We start from the raw sequence: 23,415 nt of genomic DNA on the forward strand, positions 1-23,415 counted from the left end.
CTCACCCCCGGCCCCCCCCCGCAACCCCGGCGGGCCCCCCCCACCGGCAAAACCCCCCCGCCCCGCCCACGCCCCCCCCCCGCCGCGGGGGGGGGCCGCGGCTGTGCGAGCCGCGTCAACCCGACGGGGAGGATCGATAGCGCGGTGAAGGCGATGCCGACCAGCGGCGCGTCCGCTGCCCGTATGTCGATCAGCGCCAGTGTGGAGTAGCCGACACCGAGCCCGGCGACATAGGCGACGTAGAAGAAGGCCATGACCCTGCCGCGTATGGCGTTGGCGATGACGTCGTTCAGCCAGCTTTGCGCAACGATGAACAGGCCGCATATGGCAAAGCCGTAGAGCGCGCGTGCCGCGATCCACGACAGCGGGTGCGGTCCGGCCCCGACGGCGGCGTTCGACAGCACGATCAACGCCGACAGCACCATGAATGCGCGCGCATGGCCGACGCGTCGTACCAGCGGACCGGTCAGGATGCAGCCTGCCAGGCCGCCGGCCGAGAGGCCGGTGACGATCAGCCCGGCCCAGGTCGGATCGAAGCCCTCGGCGCCGAGCCGGACCGGGATATAGGCGAACATCAGTCCGTTGCCGACCGCTACCAGCGCCATCGACAGGACGACGCTGGCGATGGCGATCGCCGGGGCCGGCGGGCTGCCCTGTGCCGGGTCGCGTCTGGTCTGGTTTCGCTCGAGAATCGCCATGCCCGCGCAGGATCGCTCACGGACCGAGGAAAGGCAGCCGCAAATGCGACATCGCCCGACAGGGGAGTAGGGGAATAGGGCAGTATGGGAGTAGGGAAAAGAAAAAAATGGCTGGGTCGGCGAGCAGCATAACATACTGCCCTACTCCCTTACTCCCCTACTCCCCTACAGGGCCCACAGGGGGAGAAGGGAAGACCAGCGCTCATCCTATCCCTGCGCCATCTTGCGGATCGCGGTCGACGACAGCGACGAGCGCGGGCCGTGAATGAAGGTCCAGGCCGGCGCCTTCATGCGGGCGAGCCGCGGCGCGTCGCCCTCGTCGACACGCGCGTAGTCGAAGGTCTTGGCGACAACCGACGACAGGAACGACAGCGTCGCGCCAGGGCGATCGATCACCGCGATCGGAAACGTCATCACGATCTGGCGCCAGCGCTGCCAGCGATGAAAATCGCGCAGCGAATCGGCGCCCATGATCCAGACGAAGTCGACGCCCGGGTTGCGCGCCTTGACCAGGGCCAGCGTGTCGGCGGTGAAGCGGACATAATGGCTCGCCTCGAAGGCGGTGACCTTGACCTTCGGGTTCCGGGCAATCTGCTCGGACAGGCGTAGCCGCTCGGCCAGCGGCGCCAGTTCCCGCGCGATCTTGAGCGGATTGCCCGGCGTCACCATCCACCACAACTGATCGAGCGCCAGGCGCCTGAGCGCGATCTCGGCGACCAGCGCATGGCCGGCATGGGCAGGATTGAACGAGCCGCCGAACAACCCGACGGCCAGGCCCTTTTCGGCATGCGGCATATGAAGGTAGCGAGAGGGGACGGGTTGTTCGGACGGGGATAGCATGCGTCAGGCACCCCCCTCTGCCCTGCCCTCTTTGCCAAAACTTGGCATCTCCCCCTCAAGGGGGGGGATTGGCGGCTTCATCCCTGGCGCCCTTACTGCGACGCCGGAGGTTGGCGAAAGTCCATGCGACAGCCAATCTCCCCCCTTGAGGGGGAGATGTCCGGCAGGACAGAGGGGGGTGGCTGGGCGCACGCCTCTCAGGCTCTAACCGCGAATAAGCTCAAGGCCTCACCTGTCCCGTCCCGCGCACGCGGTACTTGAACGAGGTCAGTTGCTCGACACCGACCGGGCCGCGCGCATGCATCTTGCCGGTGGCGATGCCGATCTCGGCGCCCATGCCGAATTCGCCGCCATCCGCAAATTGCGTCGAGGCATTGTGCAGAAGGATCGCCGAATCGATCTCGTTGAAGAACCGTTCGACGGCGTTCGCATCCTCGGCGACGATCGCCTCGGTGTGGTGCGAGGAGAAAGTCTCGATGTGCTCGATCGCACCGGCAACGCCATCGACCAGTTTTACCGCGATGATGGCATCGAGATATTCGCTCACCCAGTCGGTGTCGGTCGCAGGCTGGGCGTCGGCAAACACTTTCAGCACCTCGGCGTCGGCGTGGATTTCGCAGCCTGCCGCGCGCAACGCCCCGAGGATCGGCACCAGATGGGTGGCGGCAACAGCGCGGTCGACCAGCAGCGTCTCGGCCGCGCCGCAGACGCCGGTGCGCCGCATCTTGGCGTTGACCGCGATCCTGGCCGCCATGTCGAGATCAGCCGAGCCGTCGATATAGAGATGGCAGATGCCTTCGAGATGAGCGAAGACCGGCACCCGCGCCTCGTTCTGGACACGTTCGACCAGGTTCTTGCCGCCGCGCGGAATGATGACGTCGATATTGCCGGAAAGCCCTTTCAGCATCTCGCCGACGGCGACGCGGTCGGCGGTCGGCACCAGCTGGATGGCATCCTGCGGCAGCTTGGCCGCCTTCAGCCCTTCGACCAGGCAGGCATGGATCGCCGCCGAGGAGTTGAGCGAATCCGAGCCGCCGCGCAGGATAACCGGATTGCCGGCCTTGAGGCACAGCGCGCCGGCATCGGCGGTCACGTTCGGCCGGCTTTCGTAGATGACGCCGACAACACCGAGCGGCGTGCGCACGCGCTCGATATGCAGGCCGTTCGGCCGGTCCCATGCGGCAATGACATCGCCGACCGGATCGCGCAGCCCGGCGATTTCACTGATGCCGTCGGCCATGGCACGGATGCGCGCCGGATCAAGCTTCAGCCGGTCCATGAAAGAAGCCGAAAGCCCGGACTGCTCGCCATTTTTGATGTCGATGGCGTTGGCGTCGAGAATATCCTGCTCGTGGCGAAGGATCGCCTGCGCCATTCCGATCAACGCGGCGTGCTTGCGCTCGGCTGTGGCGACGGCCAACGGTCGGGCGGCGGCGCGGGCGCGGCGGCCGATATCGGCCATCAGCGCCACCGTATCGTCCCGGGATTTTTCATGCAGCTTCAGCATGGCTCATCCTCCGCTATGCACCTCGTCACCGACCGGTTGGTCGCCGGCCTGTACTTGGTCACTGGAATGGCTCACCACAAGGTCGTCGCGGTGGATCATCGCCGATCGCGCTTCATAGCCGAGCACCGTTTCGATCTCGGCTGTTTTCAAGCCAGCGATCCTTACGGCATCGGCGGCATCGTAGGCAACCAGTCCGCGCGCGATCTCGCGGCCTTCGGGCGACAGGATCGCCACCGTGTCGCCGCGCGAGAAATTGCCGCTGACCAGCTTGACGCCGGCCGGCAGCAGCGATTTGCCCGACAGCAGCGCGCCGATGGCGCCGGCATCGACTGTCAGCCGGCCTGCCGGTTCGAGCTGCCCGGCGATCCATGTCTTGTAGCCCTTGACCGGATTGGCGCTCGGCCGGAAGAACGTCGCCCGCTCGCCACGCTCGATCGCCAGCAGCGGCGACAGCCGCGTGCCTGATGTGATGATCATGGCAGTGCCGGCGGCGGTGGCGATCTTGCCGGCGTCGAGCTTGGTGCGCATGCCGCCGCGTGAAAACTCCGAAGCGGCCGCACCCGCCATCGCCTCGATGTCAGGAGTGATGCGGTCGACCACAGCGACGAACCTGGCATGCTGGTCTCGCGCCGGCGGCGCCGTGTAGAGCCCGTCAATGTCGGAGAGCAGCACCAAAAGGTCCGCGCCCATCATCGTCGCCACCCGCGCCGCCAGCCGGTCATTGTCGCCATAGCGGATTTCGGAGGTCGCCACCGTATCGTTCTCGTTGATGACCGGCACCGCCTTCATCTTGAGCAGCGTCGAGATCGTCGCGCGCGCATTGAGATAACGGCGGCGCTCTTCGGTGTCGCCGAGCGTCAGCAGGATCTGGCCCGATTTCAGGCCGCCCTTGCCGAGCGCATCCGACCAGGCGCCGGCCAGCGCAATCTGCCCGACCGCCGCCGCCGCCTGGCTTTCCTCGAGCTTCAGCGCCCGCTTGCCGAGGCCTAAAATGGTGCGGCCAAGCGCGATGGCGCCGGACGACACGACGAGGATCTCGGCGCCATTCTCGGCCAGCACTGAAATGTCGTCGGCAAGCGAGGCCAGCCAGTCGCGCTTCAGCCCCGCCGTGCGGTCGACAAGCAGCGCCGAGCCGATCTTGACGGTGATGCGCCGGTATTTTTTCAGCGACTGCGCGGCCATCGCTATCTCCAGCGCGTCTCGACCGGAGCGGCGACAGCTTCGCGCGCCTCGGCGACGACCGTCATCAGCGCGCGTAGAACGGCTTCGACGCCTTCGCCGGTGACCGCGGACAAAAGCATCGGCGCGCGGCCGGCGGCGCGTTTCAGCGAAGCGACCTTCTTCTTGCGCGCGTCGGCATCGAGCGTGTCGACCTGGGAAAGTGCCACGATCTCGACCTTCTCGACCAGCCCATGGCCATAGGCGTCGAGTTCGGCGCGCACGATCTTGTAGGCCTTCCCCGGATTTTCTTCCTGCGCCGAGACGAGGTGCAGGAGGACCCGCGTGCGTTCGACATGTCCGAGGAATCGGTCGCCGATGCCGACGCCTTCATGCGCGCCTTCGATCAGGCCGGGAACATCGGCGATGACGAACTCGCGCCCGTCGATGCGGGCCACACCGAGGCCCGGATGCAGCGTGGTGAAGGGATAGTCGGCGATCTTCGGCTTGGCTGCGGTGACGGCGGCGAGGAAAGTCGACTTGCCGGCATTGGGCAGGCCGACCAGGCCGGCATCGGCGATCAGCTTGAGCCGGAGCCAGATGTTGAGCTCTTCGCCCGGCTGACCCGGATTGGCGCGGCGCGGCGCCTGGTTGGTCGAGGTCTTGAAATGCTGGTTGCCGAAGCCGCCATTGCCGCCCTTGGCCAGCAGGAAACGCTGGCCGACGACGGTCAGGTCGCAGATCAGCGTGTCGTTGTCCTCGGCAAAGACCTGCGTTCCCGCCGGCACTTTCAGCGTCACGTCGGCGCCCTTGGCGCCGGTCATGTTGCGGCCCATGCCGTGCGTGCCGGTCTTGGCCTTGAAATGCTGCTGGTAGCGATAATCGATCAGCGTGTTCAGCCCATCGACCGCCTCCACCCAGACGTCGCCGCCGCGGCCGCCGTCGCCGCCGTCGGGACCGCCGAATTCGATGAACTTTTCGCGCCGGAACGACACCGATCCGGCGCCACCATCGCCGGAGCGGACATAGACCTTGGCTTGATCGAGAAATTTCATCGTATTGCTGAGTTTCTGCTATCGGCCTTGCGGCATTGCTCTAACGTTTGGCACTGCTCTAAACCAAGGCGGGGCGAAGGGCGAGGCTGTTTATCAACATGGCCCCAGTCTGACATGGTCCGAGTCTGAACATGTCCGAGTCTGAACATGTCCGAGTCTGAACATCGCCGAGTCTGAACATCGCCGGAGTCGCAATGCAGCTTGTAACCTACAACATCCACTACGGCATCGGTCTTGACGGCCGCTACGATGTCGGCCGCATCGCCGATGCCGTGCGCGGCGCCGACGTGATCGCGCTGCAGGAGGTCTCGCGCAACAACCCCAACAATGGCGGCCGCGACATGGTGGCCGAGCTTGGCGAGGCGCTGCCCGAATATTTCGCCGTCTACGGCAGCAATTTCGAGGCCAATGTCGGCTCGCGGCTGGAAAACGGCCGCGCCATCACCACCACCTTCCAGCTCGGCAACATGGTGCTGTCGAAAACCCCCGTTCATCTGTCGCGCAATCTCCTCTTGCCGCGCAGCCGCAGTTTCGAAGTGATGAATTTCCAGCGCGGCGCGCTGGAGGCGCTGATCGAGACGCCGCTTGGTTTTATCCGCTTCTATTCCACCCATCTCGACCATCGCAGCCCGGTCGAACGCGCCAGCCAGATCCGGTTTCTGCGCCGGCGCCTGTTGAACTATGCGATCGAGGGCGGCGCGCTGTCGGGCGTCGCCGAGGTCGGCTTGCCGGACCTGCCTTGTCCCGAAGGATTCGTCGTCATGGGCGACTTCAACATGCTGGCCGGATCGCCGGAATATGTCGAATTCGCCGGCCGCCTGGATCACGAATTCGGCATGCCGGTGACCGCCGATCTTGCTGTCGATGCCGCACCGCGCCTTGCCGCCGCAGGCGCCGACCTCGTCACCTGGATCGACCCCAGGCGGCCTGGCGACGCCAGCCGCCACAAGCGCATCGACTATGTCTTCACCAGCGCCTCGCTGGCCAAATCGCTGAAGCGCCTGTGGGTCGACCGGCAAGCAGTCGGTTCGGACCACCTGCCGGTCTGGGTCGAGATGGTTTGAACCCAAATTCGGTCCGCAACCTTCGCGCCTAGGCGTGTTGAGATTCAGGTCAGGCCGCGCCGAGAGTGGTGGCTTCCGAGAACCGGAGCGGAGCGTACTTTTGGTACGTGAGCACCGGAAGCGCAGGAAGCCGCCATTCGCAGGCCGGCCTCACCTGAAGATCGACATGCCTAGAAATGGACCCAGTTCCGCAGGCTGGTCCAGGTCCTGCGATCGAGGCGGTAACGCTCGACCGGCACCTGGCCGGCAACGATCGAGTTCAGCATGCCCTGGCCGGCATACTGGAAGCCGCATTTGTGGATGACCCGGCGCGAGGCCGGATTGATCACCCGCGTCGAGGCATGCAGCACCTGGATCGCCGTCTTCTGGAAGGCGAGGTCGACCAGCGCATGCGCGGCCTCCGTCGCATAGCCGCGCTTCCAGTAGGGTTCGCCGATCCAGTAGCCGAGCTCCAGCCCGCGATCGGTGGTGTTGAGGCCGGCGCATCCGACGAAGGTTTCGGTGCCGGCCAGGGTCAAGGCATAGGCAATGCCGGCCCGGCGCGATGCCGTCATCGCGAGGAAGGCGCGTGCCTCGGTCTCGCCATAGGGGTGCGGCATGCGGGCCAGCATTTCGGCGACATGGCGATTGTCGGCGAGCACCACCAGCTGTTCGATATCACTTTCGCGCGGCGCCCGCAGGACCAGCCGCTCGGTCACCAGGACCGGGCAATCTATCGCGTAACTTTCACCGTCTGTGTCATCTGCTTCGGCAACCATGTCAGTCCTCCAGGCAAGAAAAAGGGGAGATGGAAACCCATCTCCCCTGATCCATTTCCTGGCTTGGCCAGACACCGGTTCCCGAGATGGGTGCCGGTGTTCTCGTGCGGAACCGGCTACTCCGCGGCCTTCGTCATCGGGTTCACCGATACGTAGGTTCGGCCATTGGCTTTTTTGTTGAAGGTGACTGCGCCAGCTTCGAGCGCAAACAGCGTGTGATCCGTGCCAATGCCGACATTGGTGCCGGGATGCCACGTCGTGCCGCGCTGACGAATAATGATGTTGCCCGGAATCACGGCTTCGCCGCCGAATTTTTTCACGCCGAGCCGCTTGGAATGGGAGTCGCGACCATTGCGCGACGAACCGCCAGCTTTCTTGTGTGCCATCTAACTAACTCCGATGCGCCGCTAGGCGCTTAAAGGGTCTTATGAACGCGTTCGCGTTCCGTTTCAAGTCCGAACCGGCGACGATCGCGCCGGTCCGCTTTACTTCTTCGCCAATTCCTTGGCCTGCTCGCGCCAGTCCGTGATCTGGTCGGTGCTGAACGGCATATGCTCGTCGATCTTGGCGATATCCTTGTCCGACAGCTTGGCGATCTGGGCAAAGGTCGTGATGCCCTGCTCGTTCAACTGGCCGGCCGCAACCGGGCCGATGCCCTTGATCACGGTCAGATCGTCCGGCTCGCCCTTCGGCGCTTTGAACAGCGGCGCGGCGGCGGTTTCACTTGCCTTGGCTTCCTTCTTCGGCGCAGCCTCTGGCTTCGCTTCGATCTTCGGCGAAGCTTCAGCCTTCGCCTCGGCCTTCGCTTCGGCCTTGGCCGCGGCCTTCTTCGTCGGCTTGGCGCCACCCAGCAGGATCTCGGCGATCCGCACGGTGGTCAACAGCTGGCGATGGCCGATCTTGCGGCGCGAATTCTGCCGGCGGCGCTTCTTGAAAGCGATGACCGTGCGGTTCTTGCCCTGCTCGACGACTTCGGCGGTGACCAAAGCGCCGTCGACGAACGGCGCGCCGAACGTGACATTCTCGCCCTCGCCATGCGCGAGCACGTGGCCGATCTCGACGATGTCGCCGACCTGGCCTTCGACTTTTTCGATCTTCAGGAGATCGTTGGCGGCGACGCGATACTGCTTGCCGCCCGTTTTGATGACTGCGAACATTTTTTGCCTTTCGCTGTTCGGTCGGCCTTGACGAACCGCTTCAGGCGGTTCGGCCGTCTTTTTGTCAGTCTGCGGGTTCAAAAAGCAAGCGGCGCGGAAGAGCCCTCCACGCCGATTGCGCGCTGTCCCTAGCCGAAGGTGCAGCGCGAGTCAAGGCAAACGGCCGAAAGCAAGACGGTGCCGTTGGCACAGGCGGCGGAGGTATCGAGGGACGAGCCATACGGCCCGGAGAGAAGCCTGATATCAGGCAGATTGGCCCTTGTAACCTGTCCGTCCAGCCGTTATCTAGTGCGCCGCGCCGGCAACGGCGGACCATGACCGCGGAGAGGTGGCAGAGTGGTCGAATGCACCGCACTCGAAATGCGGCATGGGTGCAAGCCCATCGGGGGTTCGAATCCCTCCCTCTCCGCCATACGACATTGTTTACATTGATAAAAATCAAAGAATAGGTTGCGCGCCCGCCATAAAGCCCGCCTACCGAAAACAGCGTATTCGCGGCACGTCAGCTTACGACACAAATATGCGGGGTTCACGCTTCGACCTGATAGATGGCAGAGATCAACTTCGGCCTCGCTAAGCGAAGTCGTGGGGTAGCGACAGCGGAATCAGGATACGCGACTAGCACCCCGTGCCGGGTCAACCTCGCCGTCGGGAAGTACCGATCGGTGCGGACCCAAGCGGATTCACGCTTGTCGGCGGCGGACGCCGGCGGTGGCGGTCAGCACCCGAGCAGGCTTCCCATTGTTGACGTCCGCTGCGCATCTGCGGCGACCGTCGCCAGGTCCTCTGCTCCCGGGTTGACGGTGGTGTAGACGAGGAGCACTCTCGAGTGTCAGCAGATGTGGTCAGGTTGAGTGTCGGCGAGTAGCAGAGGTCCAGCAACCATGACTTTGAGGCGAACCAGAGCTTACGCCGCATCCGGCTTGGTTCTAGCGATTTGCACTGTGTTTGCTTGGCAGAACGCCACTGCTGCTCACAATTGCCACGCAGCCGCGACGCCTGGCGTCAATTGGCACGAGTGTGGCAAGAAGCTTCTCATCCTAGAAGGACAGGACCTGAGCGGGGCGAACCTGTTCGGTGTTGATTTCACTTCGACCGACCTCAGGAACAGCAATCTCCTTGCGGCAAATCTTGAGAAGGCAACGCTTGTGCGTGCTTCCCTGGCCGACTCCATCGCCAAAGGCGCCCGGTTCGACAGAATCGAGGCCTACAGGACCGACTTCAGCCGTATGGACGCGCAGGGCGCTGTGTTTGCGAGCGCGGAATTGCAGCGCTCGAATTTCCAGGACGCCAATCTGACCAACGTTGATTTCACAAAGGCAGAATTGGGGCGTGCGCAGTTCCATGGCGCCGATATCAGCGGCAGCCGCTTCTCGTTTGCCAATCTCGCACGGGCGGACTTCCGAGGAGCGACGTTCACCGCGTCGATAGACTTTGACCGCGCCTTTTTCTTTCTGACCCGTGTCGAGGGCGTCGACCTTTCCAATTCGGCGGGTCTGTCCCAGTGGCAGCTCAACATGGCTTGCGGAGACGCCCGGACCGAGTTGCCTTCTGGCTTGACGAGGCCTGAAGATTGGCCCTGTCAATTCCAGCAGGAATAGTTGTCGGCAAGCGAACTGCGGCAATGCTGCACCCGACAGGATTCGAACCTTTCGGCAAGCCGCCTAACCCGAATGCCCTGCCGTTCCCGAGCGGTTGGTTTTGCGTCTCGGCATGCATGAACTCGCGCTTTCCGCACCGTTCGCAGAGGTGGCTGGTCCACCTCCTGCTCAGAAGGAAGGATCATAGCATGAGTGACGAACTGATCTGCCTTCCGGATGCAATGGAGCCCGTCACGCGCCCCGGCATTATACACCATAGGTGCGAGCATCCCGGCTGCGCCAAGAATGCGGGATGGGCAATGTCCTCTGTTTCAGGTCGAAGTATCCAAGATCATAGGGCATGAGGCTCAAGGGCCAAATGCCATCGTCGAACTCGTTGACGCCGAACCTTTGATCGGCGGGCACGGTGACGATCTTCTTCCTGCGCATGCAGATGCGGCCGGAGGCGGACGAATCTGTTCACCTTCGGGACGAGCCTGCGCTATTCGATTGATGAATCATCCTCATAACGACATGCGGATTTTGCCGTCTAATCGATCGCCGGCGTCGTCGCTATTCTATTTCACACATTCGCAACACTGTCGCGCATGCCGAGGAAATGAGCATGGCCCGGCAGCCCTGCGACAGTTCAGGACGATCAAAGGAGACAGGCATGAACAAGCAGATCGGAATCGAGAGCACGGCGCAGTCCAGTGTCGACTTTGACCGGCGTGATCTCCTCAAGCTGACCGGTGCCGGCGTTGCCGCGCTCGGTGCGGCGTCGCTGTTCAGCATCCCCTTCGCAAAGGCTCAAGACATGTCAAACGGCGCCAACAACTTCTACACCAGCGATAAGGTGACGCTGGAAAAGATCGCCTTCAAGAGCCAATACGAGATGAACGTTGCGGGCAATCTGTTCATTCCCAACAAGCTCGACCGCAATGCGCGCCATCCGGCGCTCGTCGTCGGGCATCCGATGGGTGCGGTGAAGGAGCAGAGCGCAAATCTTTATGCCACCAAGATGGCCGAACAGGGCTTCGTCGCCATGTCCATCGACCTGCCGTTCTGGGGCGAAAGCGAGGGCGAGGCCCGCCAGATCGTTTCGCCGGATGTCTACGCCGAAGCGTTCAGCGCCGCCGTCGATTTCCTGGGCACGCGGCCATTCGTCGACAGAAACCGCATCGGTGCGATCGGCGTCTGCGGCAGCGGCAGCTTCGTCATCAGCGCGGCCAAGATCGACCCGCGGATGCGCGCCGTCGCGACCGTCAGCATGTACGACATGGGGGCCGCCAACCGCAACGCGCTTAACCATTCGCTGAGCGTCGAGCAGCGCAAGCAGGCCATTGCTGCAGCTGCCGAGCGGCGCTGGGCAGAGTTTGAAGGCGGCGAGGTCGAATATACCAGTGGCACGGTGCATGAGCTGACCGCCGACACCCATCCGATCCAGCGGGAATTCTATGACTTCTACCGCACGCCGCGGGGTGAATTCACGCCCGCAAGCGCAAACGCGCAGATCACCACGCATCCGACGCTGGCCAGCAATGTCAAGTTCATGAATTTCTACCCGTTCAACGACATCGAGACGATCTCGCCGCGCCCGATGCTGTTCATCGCCGGCGATCAGGCTCACTCCCGCGAGTTCAGCGAGGATGCCTACCAGCGAGCGGCCGAGCCGAAGGAGCTTGTTTGGGTTTCCGGCGCCGGGCACGTCGACCTCTACGATCGCGTCGACCTGATCCCGTTCGACAAGCTGACCAGCTTCTTCAATCAGCATCTCTCTGCGTGAACGGCGCGATGGAGCCTGTACCAGACGGTACAGGCTCCATCAGCATTGATCGGGGATACGACCGCATGCTGAAACTATTGCTGAGCACCGCTGTTATCGCAATCGGAACGGTTGGACCTGCCATGGCTCAAGAACGCATTCGCATCTCTTCGGATTGGGGCGAGGTCACAGCCGATCTCGCCGATAACGAGGCCGCAAAATCTCTGGCGCAGATGCTGCCGCTCACGATAGAGATGTCCGATCATCTGCGCCAGGAAAAGACCGGCAATCTGCCTTCCGCCTTGCCCGAGCTGGCGCGGCAGCGCGAGTTCTCTGTCGGCACGCTTGGGTTGTGGAGTTCCGATCATTTCGTGATCTACTATCGGAGCGGTCGCCTCCCGGCGCCTGGCATCATCAGGCTCGGGCAGGTCACTGGCGATGTCTCGATCTTTGATCGTCCCGGTCCGGTCACCATCCGCGTTGAACGCGCCGACTGAAACCTGCGCAATCCGCTCGTAGTTCGTCGCCGGGGGGCGAGCGGCGGATTGAATAGCTGCCGCTCAATGAAGTGTGTTCGCCTTCGATTTATCCGGTATAATCGAGCTCTGGCTATTACAAGGATTCATGAGTGCCGCGGCAGAATGTCAACGATCTGCTCGCGTTCCTGGACGTTGCACGGGAGCGCAGCTTTACGCGCGCCGCAGCCCGGTTCGGCATATCGCAATCGGCGCTAAGCCACACCATCCGTCAACTCGAAGCGCGCCTTGGCGTTCGCCTGCTCACCCGCACGACGCGCGCGGTGGCTCCCACAGAGGCGGGTGAGAGGCTTATGCAGCGGATTGGGCCGCACTTTGACCAGATCGAAATCGAGGTCGATGCCCTGAACGAACTGAGAGAAAAGCCCGCCGGAACCATCCGGCTGTCAGCGCCTGACTATGCAATCAGCAGCATCCTTTGGCCCAAGCTGAAACGCTTTCTGCCGAAATATCCCGACATCAAGGTCGAACTCCTGCTCGACAACGGCCTCACCGACATCGTGACGGAGCGCTTCGACGCCGGGATCCGCATGGGCGAACAGCTTGCGAAAGACATGATCTCGGCTCGCATCGGACCGGATTTCCGCTTCGCGGTCGTCGGCGAAGAATCCTACTTTGCCGAGCATCCCGCGCCGGAGAAGCCGCAGGACCTCGTGCAGCACAATTGCATCAACTACCGTTTTCCAACGTCCGGGGCTCTTTATGTGTGGGAGTTCGAGGAGAACGGCCGCGAGATCAAAATTCGCGTCGATGGGCAGCTCGTCTTCAACAACATCTTTCATGTCCTGGACGCCGCGCTGGCCGGCCGCGGCCTCGGCTATGTTCCGGAAGAAATGGCCCTTCCCCACATCGCCAAAGGTCGGCTGGCGCGGGTCCTGGAAGGATGGTCGCCCTATTGGGATGGCTACCACCTCTATTATCCGAGCCGCCGGCAATCCTCGCCTGCTTTCGTTGCCCTGGTCGATGCGCTGCGCCATCGCGAGTGACTATCGATGCCGCGGGCTTCGACGTTCCTGCCACTGAAGCCATCGCCAGAGGACGTGAACCGCCGAGGCTGCTGCAGCGTATCGGTCAGGGCTGCTGTATTGCCGCCAGCTTCCAGTCGCCGCCGTTCTGGCGCGTGAAGGTCCACAGTTCGGTTGTTTCCGTCGGCCGATCGGCTTCGCCGGCGACGATCTTGCCGGTGGCGCGATCACGCATCACGTCAAGAGACTCGTAGCGCAGGGCAGCCGTCGCGTAGTCACGATCATCTTCCCGCCAGCTCTCCGCAATATCGGCCTCCAGCAGGCTGACGTTCGACACCTCGTTCCTGATGCCGTTTTTGGCATTGTCGGCAAGTTCTTCGGACAGGTACGACACCATCTCGGGGGTCGCCAGCCGGCGCAAGCCAGCATGGTCTTCACGCCCGAACGCTTCCTGAACTTCGGTCAACCGCTGCTGGAATGTATCGAGATCGGCCGGCGTCATCGTAATTTGATCGTTGGCTGGAGCCGTCCGGCCAAAGCCAGGCCCGATGCCTGGAATGGAGAAAGATGTGACGTTGTCCGCCTCGCGCTGGGCTGCCGCGTTTCGCCCAAAATTGCCCATGCCCTGGGGAACGCCGGCCATGGCAGGCGCTTGGCTGCGTGCCGATTGCGACCGGAAAAAGCGGATGATCAGCATGATCGCGCCGCCGATCAGCAATCCTTGCAGCAGCAGGCCCAACATGCCAGCCAAGCCGCCGAACCCCTGGCCCAAAAGAAGTCCGATCAGACCGCCGAGCAGCAGGCCGCGCATCATCGAACCGCCGAGGCCGCTGAAGATCCCTGGTCGTTGGGCTGCCGGTGTCTGGCGGGCCGCATTGTTCGTTGCGGCGTTAGGCGTCATCGAGCGCTCGACCGGCGCGGCCGGCTGTGGCGCCGTCCTGGTCGGCGGGACCGACTGGAACGTGCGCGTGCCGCGGCTGCCGAAACTGCCGCCACGCCGCGCCTCGGCGTAATCGGCCGTGACCATGGAAAAAGCCAGGAACAGTCCTGCAAACAAAACGGCAAACCGGCTCGAACGCGAAATCATCATGGCAAATCCTCAAGCGACACTCTGGCGCTATATGGGGTGCGCCGATCGAAATATCAGTGGCCGCAGTTTCCGTACCTGGCAATTGAGGAGAATTCCAGGACCGCCACAAATTCAGCAAAGCAGCCGACCGTGATCCTTCTGCCACCTTGTGCGTTGTCGCCTGAGGCACACCGAGGAGAAAAACGGTGTTTGCAGGTTTCAGGGCCACCAGCTTGCAACTGGACGACACGACCATTTTCGCAAGGGTCGGCGGAACCGGTCCGCCGCTGCTGCTGCTTCATGGTTTTCCAGAAACGCATCTGATGTGGAGGGATATTGCCGCGGCCCTGGCGCCCCGCTTCACAGTCGTCGCCGCCGATCTTCGCGGCTATGGGCAAAGCGGCTGCCCGGTCTCCTCGGCCGATCATAGCCCATACGCCAAACGCGCCATGGCCGCAGACATGGTTCAAGTCATGCAGCAGTTGGGTTTTGGGCGGTTCATGGTTGCCGGACACGACCGCGGCGGGCGGGTCGCCTATCGCCTGGCACTCGATCACCCCGATGGGATGTCCAGGGTCGCGGTCCTCGACGTCATCCCGACCGCCGCCGCGTGGGACAGGGCGGATGCCAGACTGGCTCTCGGCTTCTGGCCCTGGAGCCTTCTTGCGCAACCGGAACCGCTGCCGGAGCGGCTGATCGGCGCGGCGCCCGATGCCATCGTCGACAATGCGATTGTGCAGTGGGGATCGCCGGCAGAAATGTTCTCTGCAACGATCAGGGAGGCCTATGTCAAGGCGCTTCGCGATCCCGTTCATATTCATGCGATTTGCGAAGAGTATCGGGCCGCTGCCACGATCGATCGTGAACATGACGCACTGGACCAGATAAACGGTCGTCGCATCAAGTGTCCGCTCCTGGCACTGTGGAGTAGCCAGGGCGGCCTGGAGACCTGGTATGCGGAGGAAGGCGGACCGCTGGCTATCTGGAGGAAATGGGCCGACAGAGTTGAAGGAGGTCCCGTTCCGGGCGGGCACTTCTTTCCAGAAGAGCACCCTCACCAGACCGCAGCGGCTCTCTCGAAATTCTTCGAGGTTGAATAGGGAATGACGCCCAGGGCAGAGTGTTGTAGAGCTTCACATGCCTCATTCGCCCGTCCGGCGTCAAATCTGCTTGATAAAATGAAAGCCATCTCGCCAGCCATATCCCTGATATGCAGCATCGTGTTTGTCGGAGGTTGCGCATCGCCCTTCCATGCATCCTTTGATGCCGCGAAATACGACAGGATGAGTTGCGTCGAACTCAACGTGGCCATGGGTGAAGTCGCCAAGGAGCTGTCGGCGACAGCGATCACCCGGGGCAAAGTCGCGAAAACCAACATTCCGAACTGGCTATGGGGAGCCCGGCGTGTCGCCACTACCGTCACAGTCCGCCAGAACGCGAAAATCGAGCAATTGCAGCAGCAGGAGGCCGCGATCGCAGCTGTGAGACGAAGCAGGTGCTGATTGCGGCGCCGGCGTCAGAGCCTGCTGCCGAAGGCTGAAAATGATCGATTTCGCAGTACTGGCATCACAGCCGAGGCTCGACGGCTCCGTGGATTCTGTCATCCTCACCGTCACGGCTTCAGTCTCGGCGACACGGCCAAGCCGAGGAAAACGATAACGGCCTGATTGAGGCGCAGGATGTCCGCGTCGTCTAACCGCCCGATATTTGCGCCGATCTTGGACTTTGGGATCGTGGTGATCTTGTCCACCATCAGTCGGCAGACGGTGAGCAGCCCGTTGCGCTCGTTCGGTTCGACGAACAGACGGAACAATGGCGCGTCGGACGACGGCCGCGTCCCATTGGGCATGCTTGAACTCAGTGATTTCGAAGACGCTCTCGTAGCAGCCGAGCAAAGCCCGAACGATATCGAGGACCGATTCAGGCGCGCCGGTCTCGGCTATATCGACGATGTGCTTGAAGCGTTGGAATGGACCAGCCACCTTGAGTATTTTGGCAAGGAAGATTTGCACTCGCCCTTCCCTGAAAAAACCTGGCTCGACGAGTTGCCGAGCCTGACAGCGCCGGTCACAAATCCTTTGCGCCATGTCGGACGAAATGACCCATGTCCCTGTGGAAGCGGCAAGAAAGCGAAGAAATGCTGTCTCGCAAATTGACCTGCTGCAGCACCGCGGACTTGATCCTTGGCTGTCTCAGGCCGATCCACGGGATTGGTGCGCAGCGATTGCGCCGAGAAAGATCTCGCCGAATTCCCTGAGTTTTGCGGCACCGACGCCGTTGACTGCTGCGAAGGCGTCGAGGTCGCGCGGGCAGCGTTCGGCCATGTCGATCAGCGTGCGATCGGAGAAGATGACGAAGGCCGGCACCTGGCGCTCCCGGGCGAGACGCAGCCGAACCGCCTTGAGCGTGGCCAAAAGCGCGGTATCCAGGTCTTCAGTACCCGCGGCAGCATTCGGGGTGGGACGAGTCTTGCCTTGTGCCGCGCGGTTCCGCACCTCTACGCGATACCGGAACGGGACCTCGCCACGGGCCAGCTCGCGGCCCTTTTCCGCGATGGCAAGGCCGCCATGGCCGCCTGAGCCCAACGTCAGAAACCCTCCCGCGACGAGCTGGCGGATGAGCGACTGCCAGACATCCTTCTTGTGCGCCACGCCGGTCCCGAAGCTGGCAAGCCTGTGGTGGTTCCTGGCCAGGACTTTCTCGGTTTCATGGCCGAGCAGAACATCGACGACATGGACGGCGCCAAAGCGCTCGCCGGTCTGCGCAATGGCCGCGAAGACGATCCGCGCCTCCGCTTCGCCATCCGCGTGCGGCGTCTGGTCGAGGCAGTTGTCGCAATTGCCGCAAGGCATTGCTGGTTCGCCGAAGTAGCCAAGCAGGATCTGGCGACGGCACTGGGCCGATTCGCAATAGCCTATCAGCGTATCGAGCCGGCTATGCGCGCGCCTTTTATGCTCCGCCGGCGCGTCCTCGTCGTCGATGAAAAGCCGCCGCATGCGAATGTCGCCGAGACCGAAGAGCATATGTGCCTCGGCAGCCCGCCCGTCGCGGCCGGCGCGGCCGATTTCCTGATAATAGGCTTCGAGGCTGCCCGGCAGATCGGTGTGGAAGACATAGGCGACGTCCGGCTTGTCGATCCCCATACCGAAGGCGATGGTCGCCACCATCACCACGCCCGACAGGGTCATGAAAGCGTTTTGATTTGCTTCACGCGCCTCCTTGCTCATGCCGGCATGATAGGCTAGGGCGCGCACGCCGTTCTTCTCGAGGAACGCCGCCATCTCTTCCGTCTTCTTGCGCGACAGGCAATAGACGATCCCGCTGCGGCCGGCATGACGCTGCACGAAGCCCAGCAATTGGCGCTTGCTGTCCTGCTTGGCCTCGACGCCAAGCTTGATGTTCGGCCGGTCGAAACCCAGCACCAGGGTTTCGACGCGCCCGGCGAACAGCTGTCCGGCGATGTCGGTGCGCGTCGCCTCGTCCGCTGTCGCCGTCAGCGCAATGATCGGCACATCAGCGAAAATGTCGCGCAGCCGCGACAACTCTTCATATTCGCGCCGGAACGACGGCCCCCATTGGGAGATGCAATGCGCCTCGTCGACAGCGATCAGCCGGATGTCGAGCCTGGCCAGCGCCTCGAGCATCCGCACGGTCATGAGCCGCTCCGGTGCAAGATAGAGCAGGCGCGTCTGGCCCGCCGCGACGCGGCGCCATGCGGCGACATTGGCATCGCGATCGAGCGAGGAATTGATCGTATCGGCCGCCACGCCGGCAAGACGCAATGCGGCGACCTGGTCCTGCATCAGCGCCACCAGCGGCGAAACGACAATGGTGAGGCCGCCCAGGACCAGCGCCGGGACCTGGTAGCAGAGCGATTTGCCGGCGCCGGTCGGCATGACGGCCAACACATGACGCCCGGCCAGCAGCGCCTCCGTCACGGCGTCCTGGCCGGGACGAAAATCGTCGAAGCCGAACACGTCCTTCAGGACGCGCCGCTTGGGATCCTCCGCCGGGACGCTCGCCGCCGCTGCCTGCATCAGGGAATTTCTATGATCGGCGCTGCCCGAAAAGGCATTGGGGGAACGGCCCGAGTCAGCGGCGACGTGACCTGCCGAAGCTCCCTGGCGAATCGTCGGGTGACCGCTTGGACAGCCGATTCGGACATTCGAACGCTCCTCAAGTCCTGTCTCCGTCGGCTCCGTCTGAAAAGTTATCCCCCTCATTGGCGGATATGCGAGCGTGATTCCAGCCTCTATTCACTTTGGCTGTGAATATCGCGCAACGGCTCGGGCCGATTAATCCTATCTTCACCATGATTCGGCAGGTTCAGGTCCTGCGGTGATGTTTTGAGTACCGCGGCGCCACAAGCGCCCAGGCAACACGCCCGCGTCTCTCCGGAGGCGCGGGCTTTTCGCTTCCAAGATAGGCTGCCGCTGCGTCGTGACCTGCGGGGGGTTCTCGTACTGTCAGTCGAGGAAATCGGCGCGGTGCGGGGTAAAACTGTCGACCAGACGGCCGGCCTCGAGCGCCTTGACGCCGTGGACCAAATTGGCAGGGACAATGAAGCTGCTTCCCGTTTCCATGATCTCGGTCGTGCCGTCGATGGTGACCTCGAAGCGTCCTTCGGCGACGTAGCTCGCCTGGACATGCGGGTGCGAATGCAGCGCGCCGACACCGCCCTTGTCGAAACCGAACTCGACCATCATCAATTCGTCGGTGTGCAGCAGCACACGTCTGCGATTGCCATCCGGGGTCGGCGTCCACGCGCCCTCGCCGGCATGCGCAAAGATCTTCGTTCCGGTCATCGCCACATCCTCGTCATGCTCCTCATCGCGCCAGCCAGCCGCCGTCCACCGGCACCACCGCGCCATGCATGTAGTTTGACGCCGGCGCCAGCAGGAAGACGGCAGCGTCGCCGATGTCTTCCGGTCCGCCCCAGCGCCCGGCTGGAATGCGCGCCAGAATGGCGGTGCTGCGGTCCGGGTCGGCACGCAGCGCCTCGGTGTTGTTGGTTTCGATGTAGCCGGGCGCAATACTGTTGACGTTGATGCCTTTCGACGCCCATTCGCAGGCGAGCAACCGGGTAATGCCGACCACGCCATGTTTCGAGGCGGTGTAGGAGGCGACGCGGATGCCGCCCTGGAAGCTCAGCACCGAGGCGATGTTGACGATCTTGCCGCGCCGTTCGGGATCGGCAAGCACGCGCCGGGCAAAGCTCTGGCTGAGAAAAAACACCGTCTTCAGGTTGACGTCCATGACATCGTCCCAATCGGCTTGCCCCAAATCGACGGCGTCGGCGCGCCGGATGATGCCGGCATTGTTGACCAGCCCGTCGAGCGGCCCGGATTCGTCCCAGACGCGATCGAGCATCGCCTGGGCGGCGGCGTGGTCGGCAAGATCGCAGCGCACCGCCTCGAAGCGGCCGCCCGCCGCGCCGATCTTTTCCGCGGTCTCATCCATTGCAGAGCGGCCGACGCCGACCACCGCACCACCGGCGCGCGCGATCGACAGGGCGATGCCTTGGCCAATGCCGGTGTTGGCGCCGGTGACGAGAATGCGCTTGCCGGCCAGGCTGAAAGCCGAGAGGTCGCTCATCGCAGCTCTTCCATCGCTACCGGATCGACATCCGTATAGTCGACATTGTCGCCGGCCATCGCCCAGATGAAGGCGTAGTTGGAGGTGCCGGCGCCCGAATGGATCGACCAGCCCGGCGACAGCACCGCTTCCTCGTTGCGCATGACGAGATGGCGTGTCTCGTCCGGCTCGCCCATGAAATGGAACACCCGCGCCGTCTCCGGCAGGTCGAAATAGAGATAAGCCTCCATGCGGCGGTCATGCACATGGCACGGCATGGTGTTCCAGACCGAGCCTGGGGCGAGTTGGGTCATGCCGACGACGAGTTGGCAGGTCTTCACACCCTCGGCATGGATGAACTGGAAGATCGAGCGCTCGTTGCAGGTCGCCTGACTGCCGAGGTCGAGCCTCTTGGCATCGCCGATGCGGATCAGCTGGCTGGGATGGCTCTGATGCGCCGGCGCGCTGAGCAGATAGAACTTGGGCGACTCGGCTGGATTGACTGAGGCGAACGACACTTCGTTGGCGCCCATGCCGAGATACAGCATGTCGCGCGGCTGCAGCTCGTAGGACTGGCCGCCGGCTTTCACGATGCCGGCGCCGCCGATGTTGACGGCGATCATTTCGCGGCGATCGAGAAAGTTCTTTGTTCCGATCGGCTTGATCGCCTGCAGCGGAAGCGGTGTCCCGGCAGGCATGGCGCCGCCAACGATCATGCGGTCGTAATGCGTATAGGTCAGGCCGATGCGGCCGAGCTGGAACAGGCCTTCGATCAGGAAATTGTGGCGGAGCTCGTCCGTCCCCATCGCCGCGGCGGTAACAGGGTCGATGGCGAAGCGCGAGGTGAAGTCGGTGTGATTGTCAGTGTGATTCATTGCTGTCCCATTGGGCTGCCTCATTGGTCATTCGGTTGCCGCGGCCTTGACCGAATCGGCATAAAAAATCTGGCGTGCATGCAGGCGCTCGCGATAGCGCTGCTGGCTGGCGCTGAGATGCGCGCGCATCGCTTCGCGCGCCGACTCGGCATCGCCTGATGTAATGGCGTTCAGGATCACCAGATGCTCGTCTTGCAGGCCGCGCTGATAGGCGTCGGATTGGGCGAGTTCTGTCGACCACGGCGATGTCACGTCGCAAGGAATGGCGCGCCGGCCGAGCACGTCGAGCATCTCGACATAGAACGGATTGTTGGTGGCGCTGGCGATCGCCCGGTGGAAGGCGAGGTCGGCCGGACCTGTCGGCTCGCTGTTCAACAGCAGCCGCTCGAACTCGAAGAACGCCTCCTGGATCGCCGCTTCCTGCGCGGCATTGCGACGGATAGCGGCCAGCCCGGCGGATTCGATCTCGATCGCCAGGCGCACCTCCAGCACGTTGAGCGCGATCGAATCCTTGCTGCCGATGTCCGCAGCCAGCGTGCCGAACATCGTCGAGATGTGCTCGGTGACGAAGACCCCGGCGCCCTGGCGCGGCTCGACCAGACCGTCGGCGGCAAGCTTGGCCAGCGCTTCGCGGATGACGGTGCGGCTGACCCCGAAGGTTTCGGTCAGCCGACCCTCGGTCGGCAGCTTTTGGCCTGGCTGGATCTCGCCCGCCTGCAACTGCTTGCGGATCGCCGCGACCACGGTCTCCGACAGCTTGGGCTTGCGTTCGACCTTCAGGTTGATTGCCATATCCGATGCCATTGCCAGCCCCTATTTGAAGACGCTCGGCAACCATAGCGAGATAGCCGGAATGTAAGTGACGAGCCCCAGCACCACGATGCCGGCCCCATAGAACGGCCAGATAGAGCGCATCGCTTCCCAGACGGATATCTTGCCCACCGCGCACGCCACGAACTGCACTGCGCCCACCGGCGGGGTGTTCAGCCCGATGCCGAAGTTGAGGATCATGATGACACCGAAATGCACCGGATCGACGCCGTAGGCCTGCGCCACGGGCAGGAAGATCGGCGTGCAGATGATGATCGTCGGCCCCATGTCCATGAAGGTGCCGAGGAACAGCATCAAGAGGTTGAGCAGGAGCAGCACGACCAGCGGATCCTCCGAGATCGCGTTCATCGAGGCTATCAGCGCTGCCGGCACTTTGAGGAAGGCCATCAACCACGAGAACGCCGCTGCCATGCCAATGATGAGCAGCACCATGGCCGTGGTGCGCACGGCGCCATGGGTGGCATGAACGAAACCTTCCCAGGTCATCTGCCGGTAGACCAGGACAGTCACGAGCAATGCATAGATGACGGCGATGCAGGAACTCTCGGTGGCCGTGAAAACGCCCGATCGCACGCCGCCGAAGATGATCGCGATCAGCAGCAGGCCTGGCACCGCGACGGCGAAGAGATGCGCGACGGCGGCGAAGCCAGGAAACGGCTCGGTCGGATAGCCGCGTGAGCGCGCCACGAAGTAGGCGGTGATCATCAGCGCCAGGGCCAACAGCAGGCCCGGGATGATGCCGGCGGTGAACAGGTCGGCGATGGAGATCTTTCCGCCTGCCGAGATCGAGTAGATGATCATGTTGTGCGACGGCGGCAGCAGCAGCGCGATCAGCGCCGCCATCGAGGTGACGTTGACGGCGTAATCCGCTCCATAGCCACGCGCCTTCATCTGCGGGATCATCAAGCCGCCGACCGCCGCTGCCTCCGCCACGGCGGAGCCCGAAATGCCGCCGAACAGTGTAGCGGTCGCGATGTTGACCTGCCCGAGGCCGCCGCGCATGTGGCCGACCAGCGAGCCGGCGAAGGCAACGATCTTGCTGGCGATGCCGCCGCGCACCATCAGGTCGCCGGCGTAGATGAAAAACGGAATGGCCAGCAGCGAAAAGACGCTCATCCCGGAATTCAGGCGCTGGAACACGATGAGCGGCGGCAGGCCGATATAGAGAACGGTGGCAAAGCTTGCGACGCCGAGGCAGAAAGCGATTGGCGTGCCGATGAGCATCAGGACGGTGAAGACGCCAAAAAGTATCCAGAGTTCCATGGCGTCAGACCTTCACGTTGGCTGTGTCGAGTTCGGCTGCGACTTCCGCCGGCGGCAGCTCATCGAGCGCATCGTCGATCGGCGCACCGGAGAGGCGAAGAACGATGCGCTCCAGCGTGAACAGCACGATGAGCACGCCTCCCGCGACAAGCGGGACGTAGTCCCAGCCCCCCGATATGCCGAGCGACGGCAAGGTGGCGCCCCAGGTCAGCGCGACCAGCTGGCTGCCATACCAGATCATGCCGATGCCGAAGGCGAGCGCGACGAGATCCGAGATCATCCTCAGCCAACGTTTTCCGCCTTTCGGCAGCACGTAGAGCAGGACGTCGAAGCCGAGGTGATAGTTCTCGCGCACCCCGACGGCAGCGCCGAGGAAAATGAACCAGCTCATCAGCATCACCGAGCCCTGCTCGGTCCAGCTCGGCGAGCGGTTCAGAACATAGCGGCCGAACACCTGCCAGGCGACGAAGGCGGTCATCAGCACCAGCCCGATGCCGGCGATCCACAGCGCCGCCGTGCTGACGCGCGACATCACGCGCGCGATGCCGGACAGGGACGGTCTCTGTTCTGAGCTGGAGGTCACTGGTTCTCTCCGCAAGAGGGTGGCGGGGGGGGGGGGGGGCCCCCCCCCCCGGGGGAAAAAAAGACCCAAAAAAAAAGAAAAAAAACAAAAACAATTTATTGGTGTGGGTGGTGTTTTTTTTAAAAAAAAATTTAAAA

General features: G+C 63.1%; 25 protein-coding genes and 1 tRNA gene. 9 read left to right on the plus strand and 17 right to left on the minus strand.

Annotation, left to right across the window (positions count from 1 at the left end):
* From AC0L2A_RS02685 to obgE, 5 genes are all read right to left on the minus strand, one after another.
* Nucleotides 1-698, minus strand: a 698-nt coding sequence (locus AC0L2A_RS02685) for an MFS transporter (protein WP_473607385.1), incomplete at its 3' end; no start/stop codon positions are given.
* 207 nt (nucleotides 699-905) lie between these two features.
* A complete protein-coding gene (locus AC0L2A_RS02690; protein WP_473607386.1) occupies nucleotides 906-1,493 on the minus strand; it encodes a nicotinate-nucleotide adenylyltransferase in 588 nt (195 codons plus the stop codon).
* A 265-nt stretch (nucleotides 1,494-1,758) separates the two neighbouring features.
* The gene (locus AC0L2A_RS02695; protein WP_473607387.1) at nucleotides 1,759-3,045 is read right to left on the minus strand and encodes a glutamate-5-semialdehyde dehydrogenase; all 1,287 of its coding nucleotides are present in this window, start codon (nucleotides 3,043-3,045) and stop codon (nucleotides 1,759-1,761) included.
* A gap of 3 nt (nucleotides 3,046-3,048) precedes the next feature.
* Nucleotides 3,049-4,227, minus strand: coding sequence for a glutamate 5-kinase (gene proB / locus AC0L2A_RS02700; RefSeq protein ID WP_473607388.1), 1,179 nt, complete (start codon nucleotides 4,225-4,227; stop codon nucleotides 3,049-3,051).
* A gap of 2 nt (nucleotides 4,228-4,229) precedes the next feature.
* The gene (gene obgE / locus AC0L2A_RS02705) at nucleotides 4,230-5,258 is read right to left on the minus strand and encodes a GTPase ObgE (protein ID WP_473607389.1); all 1,029 of its coding nucleotides are present in this window, start codon (nucleotides 5,256-5,258) and stop codon (nucleotides 4,230-4,232) included.
* Nucleotides 5,259-5,452: 194 nt separating this feature from the next.
* Between obgE and AC0L2A_RS02710 the strand changes: the two genes are divergently transcribed.
* Entirely contained in the window at nucleotides 5,453-6,322 is an 870-nt protein-coding gene (locus AC0L2A_RS02710; protein ID WP_473607391.1) for an endonuclease/exonuclease/phosphatase family protein, read from the plus strand.
* A 170-nt stretch (nucleotides 6,323-6,492) separates the two neighbouring features.
* On the opposite strand, the gene AC0L2A_RS02715 is transcribed toward AC0L2A_RS02710, so the two are convergent.
* The 3 genes from AC0L2A_RS02715 to AC0L2A_RS02725 form a co-directional block, all read right to left on the minus strand.
* Complete coding sequence (locus AC0L2A_RS02715; protein WP_473607392.1) at nucleotides 6,493-7,080, minus strand: GNAT family N-acetyltransferase; 588 nt, start codon at nucleotides 7,078-7,080, stop codon at nucleotides 6,493-6,495.
* 116 nt (nucleotides 7,081-7,196) lie between these two features.
* Nucleotides 7,197-7,466: a 50S ribosomal protein L27 gene (rpmA, locus tag AC0L2A_RS02720; protein ID WP_023678077.1), complete on the minus strand. Its 270-nt coding sequence runs from the start codon at nucleotides 7,464-7,466 to the stop codon at nucleotides 7,197-7,199.
* Between the two features lie 99 nt (nucleotides 7,467-7,565).
* Nucleotides 7,566-8,237, minus strand: a complete 672-nt coding sequence (locus AC0L2A_RS02725; protein ID WP_473607393.1) for a 50S ribosomal protein L21 — start codon at nucleotides 8,235-8,237, stop codon at nucleotides 7,566-7,568.
* Nucleotides 8,238-8,559: 322 nt separating this feature from the next.
* On the opposite strand from AC0L2A_RS02725, the gene AC0L2A_RS02730 reads away from it, so the two are divergent.
* The 5 genes from AC0L2A_RS02730 to AC0L2A_RS02750 all read left to right on the plus strand — a co-directional run bounded on the left by AC0L2A_RS02730 (nucleotide 8,560) and on the right by AC0L2A_RS02750 (nucleotide 13,104).
* Nucleotides 8,560-8,649: transfer RNA gene (locus AC0L2A_RS02730), tRNA-Ser, on the plus strand.
* A 472-nt stretch (nucleotides 8,650-9,121) separates the two neighbouring features.
* Entirely contained in the window at nucleotides 9,122-9,838 is a 717-nt protein-coding gene (locus AC0L2A_RS02735) for a pentapeptide repeat-containing protein (protein WP_473607529.1), read from the plus strand.
* A gap of 652 nt (nucleotides 9,839-10,490) precedes the next feature.
* Entirely contained in the window at nucleotides 10,491-11,603 is a 1,113-nt protein-coding gene (locus AC0L2A_RS02740) for an alpha/beta hydrolase (protein WP_473607395.1), read from the plus strand.
* A 65-nt stretch (nucleotides 11,604-11,668) separates the two neighbouring features.
* The gene (locus AC0L2A_RS02745; protein ID WP_473607396.1) at nucleotides 11,669-12,079 is read left to right on the plus strand and encodes a cyclophilin-like fold protein; all 411 of its coding nucleotides are present in this window, start codon (nucleotides 11,669-11,671) and stop codon (nucleotides 12,077-12,079) included.
* 131 nt (nucleotides 12,080-12,210) lie between these two features.
* Nucleotides 12,211-13,104, plus strand: coding sequence for a LysR family transcriptional regulator (locus tag AC0L2A_RS02750; RefSeq protein WP_473607397.1), 894 nt, complete (start codon nucleotides 12,211-12,213; stop codon nucleotides 13,102-13,104).
* 85 nt (nucleotides 13,105-13,189) lie between these two features.
* On the opposite strand, the gene AC0L2A_RS02755 is transcribed toward AC0L2A_RS02750, so the two are convergent.
* Nucleotides 13,190-14,170, minus strand: coding sequence for a Tim44 domain-containing protein (locus tag AC0L2A_RS02755; RefSeq protein ID WP_473607530.1), 981 nt, complete (start codon nucleotides 14,168-14,170; stop codon nucleotides 13,190-13,192).
* A gap of 188 nt (nucleotides 14,171-14,358) precedes the next feature.
* Between AC0L2A_RS02755 and AC0L2A_RS02760 the strand changes: the two genes are divergently transcribed.
* Both AC0L2A_RS02760 and AC0L2A_RS02765 read left to right on the plus strand, forming a co-directional pair.
* Nucleotides 14,359-15,252, plus strand: coding sequence for an alpha/beta fold hydrolase (locus AC0L2A_RS02760; protein WP_473607399.1), 894 nt, complete (start codon nucleotides 14,359-14,361; stop codon nucleotides 15,250-15,252).
* 78 nt (nucleotides 15,253-15,330) lie between these two features.
* Entirely contained in the window at nucleotides 15,331-15,654 is a 324-nt protein-coding gene (locus AC0L2A_RS02765; protein WP_287224970.1) for a hypothetical protein, read from the plus strand.
* Between the two features lie 110 nt (nucleotides 15,655-15,764).
* Here AC0L2A_RS02765 and AC0L2A_RS02770 read toward each other — a convergent pair whose 3' ends face one another.
* A complete protein-coding gene (locus AC0L2A_RS02770) occupies nucleotides 15,765-16,001 on the minus strand; it encodes a type II toxin-antitoxin system PemK/MazF family toxin (RefSeq protein ID WP_473607400.1) in 237 nt (78 codons plus the stop codon).
* Between AC0L2A_RS02770 and AC0L2A_RS02775 the strand changes: the two genes are divergently transcribed.
* On the plus strand, nucleotides 16,000-16,308 hold the full coding sequence (locus AC0L2A_RS02775) for an SEC-C metal-binding domain-containing protein (RefSeq protein WP_473607532.1): 309 nt from the start codon (nucleotides 16,000-16,002) through the stop codon (nucleotides 16,306-16,308). The two genes, AC0L2A_RS02770 and AC0L2A_RS02775, sit on opposite strands and share 2 nt — an antisense overlap.
* Before the next feature lie 36 nt (nucleotides 16,309-16,344).
* Here AC0L2A_RS02775 and recQ read toward each other — a convergent pair whose 3' ends face one another.
* The 7 genes from recQ to AC0L2A_RS02810 all read right to left on the minus strand — a co-directional run bounded on the left by recQ (nucleotide 16,345) and on the right by AC0L2A_RS02810 (nucleotide 23,227).
* Nucleotides 16,345-18,189, minus strand: coding sequence for a DNA helicase RecQ (gene recQ, locus AC0L2A_RS02780; protein WP_473607401.1), 1,845 nt, complete (start codon nucleotides 18,187-18,189; stop codon nucleotides 16,345-16,347).
* Nucleotides 18,190-18,618: 429 nt separating this feature from the next.
* Nucleotides 18,619-18,957 (minus strand): cupin domain-containing protein, encoded by a 339-nt coding sequence (locus AC0L2A_RS02785; RefSeq protein WP_473492115.1) that lies wholly within the window; start codon nucleotides 18,955-18,957, stop codon nucleotides 18,619-18,621.
* A gap of 22 nt (nucleotides 18,958-18,979) precedes the next feature.
* Complete coding sequence (kduD, locus tag AC0L2A_RS02790; RefSeq protein ID WP_473607403.1) at nucleotides 18,980-19,747, minus strand: 2-dehydro-3-deoxy-D-gluconate 5-dehydrogenase KduD; 768 nt, start codon at nucleotides 19,745-19,747, stop codon at nucleotides 18,980-18,982.
* Nucleotides 19,744-20,601, minus strand: coding sequence for a 5-dehydro-4-deoxy-D-glucuronate isomerase (gene kduI, locus AC0L2A_RS02795; protein WP_473607404.1), 858 nt, complete (start codon nucleotides 20,599-20,601; stop codon nucleotides 19,744-19,746). The genes kduD and kduI overlap by 4 nt, the downstream gene beginning before the upstream one ends.
* A gap of 27 nt (nucleotides 20,602-20,628) precedes the next feature.
* The gene (locus AC0L2A_RS02800) at nucleotides 20,629-21,405 is read right to left on the minus strand and encodes a FadR/GntR family transcriptional regulator (protein ID WP_023800077.1); all 777 of its coding nucleotides are present in this window, start codon (nucleotides 21,403-21,405) and stop codon (nucleotides 20,629-20,631) included.
* A gap of 9 nt (nucleotides 21,406-21,414) precedes the next feature.
* Nucleotides 21,415-22,695: a TRAP transporter large permease gene (locus tag AC0L2A_RS02805; protein WP_473492112.1), complete on the minus strand. Its 1,281-nt coding sequence runs from the start codon at nucleotides 22,693-22,695 to the stop codon at nucleotides 21,415-21,417.
* 4 nt (nucleotides 22,696-22,699) lie between these two features.
* The gene (locus AC0L2A_RS02810; RefSeq protein WP_031255309.1) at nucleotides 22,700-23,227 is read right to left on the minus strand and encodes a TRAP transporter small permease; all 528 of its coding nucleotides are present in this window, start codon (nucleotides 23,225-23,227) and stop codon (nucleotides 22,700-22,702) included.
* Nucleotides 23,228-23,415 lie beyond the last annotated feature (188 nt).

The organism is Mesorhizobium sp. WSM4844 (assembly GCF_055811775.1).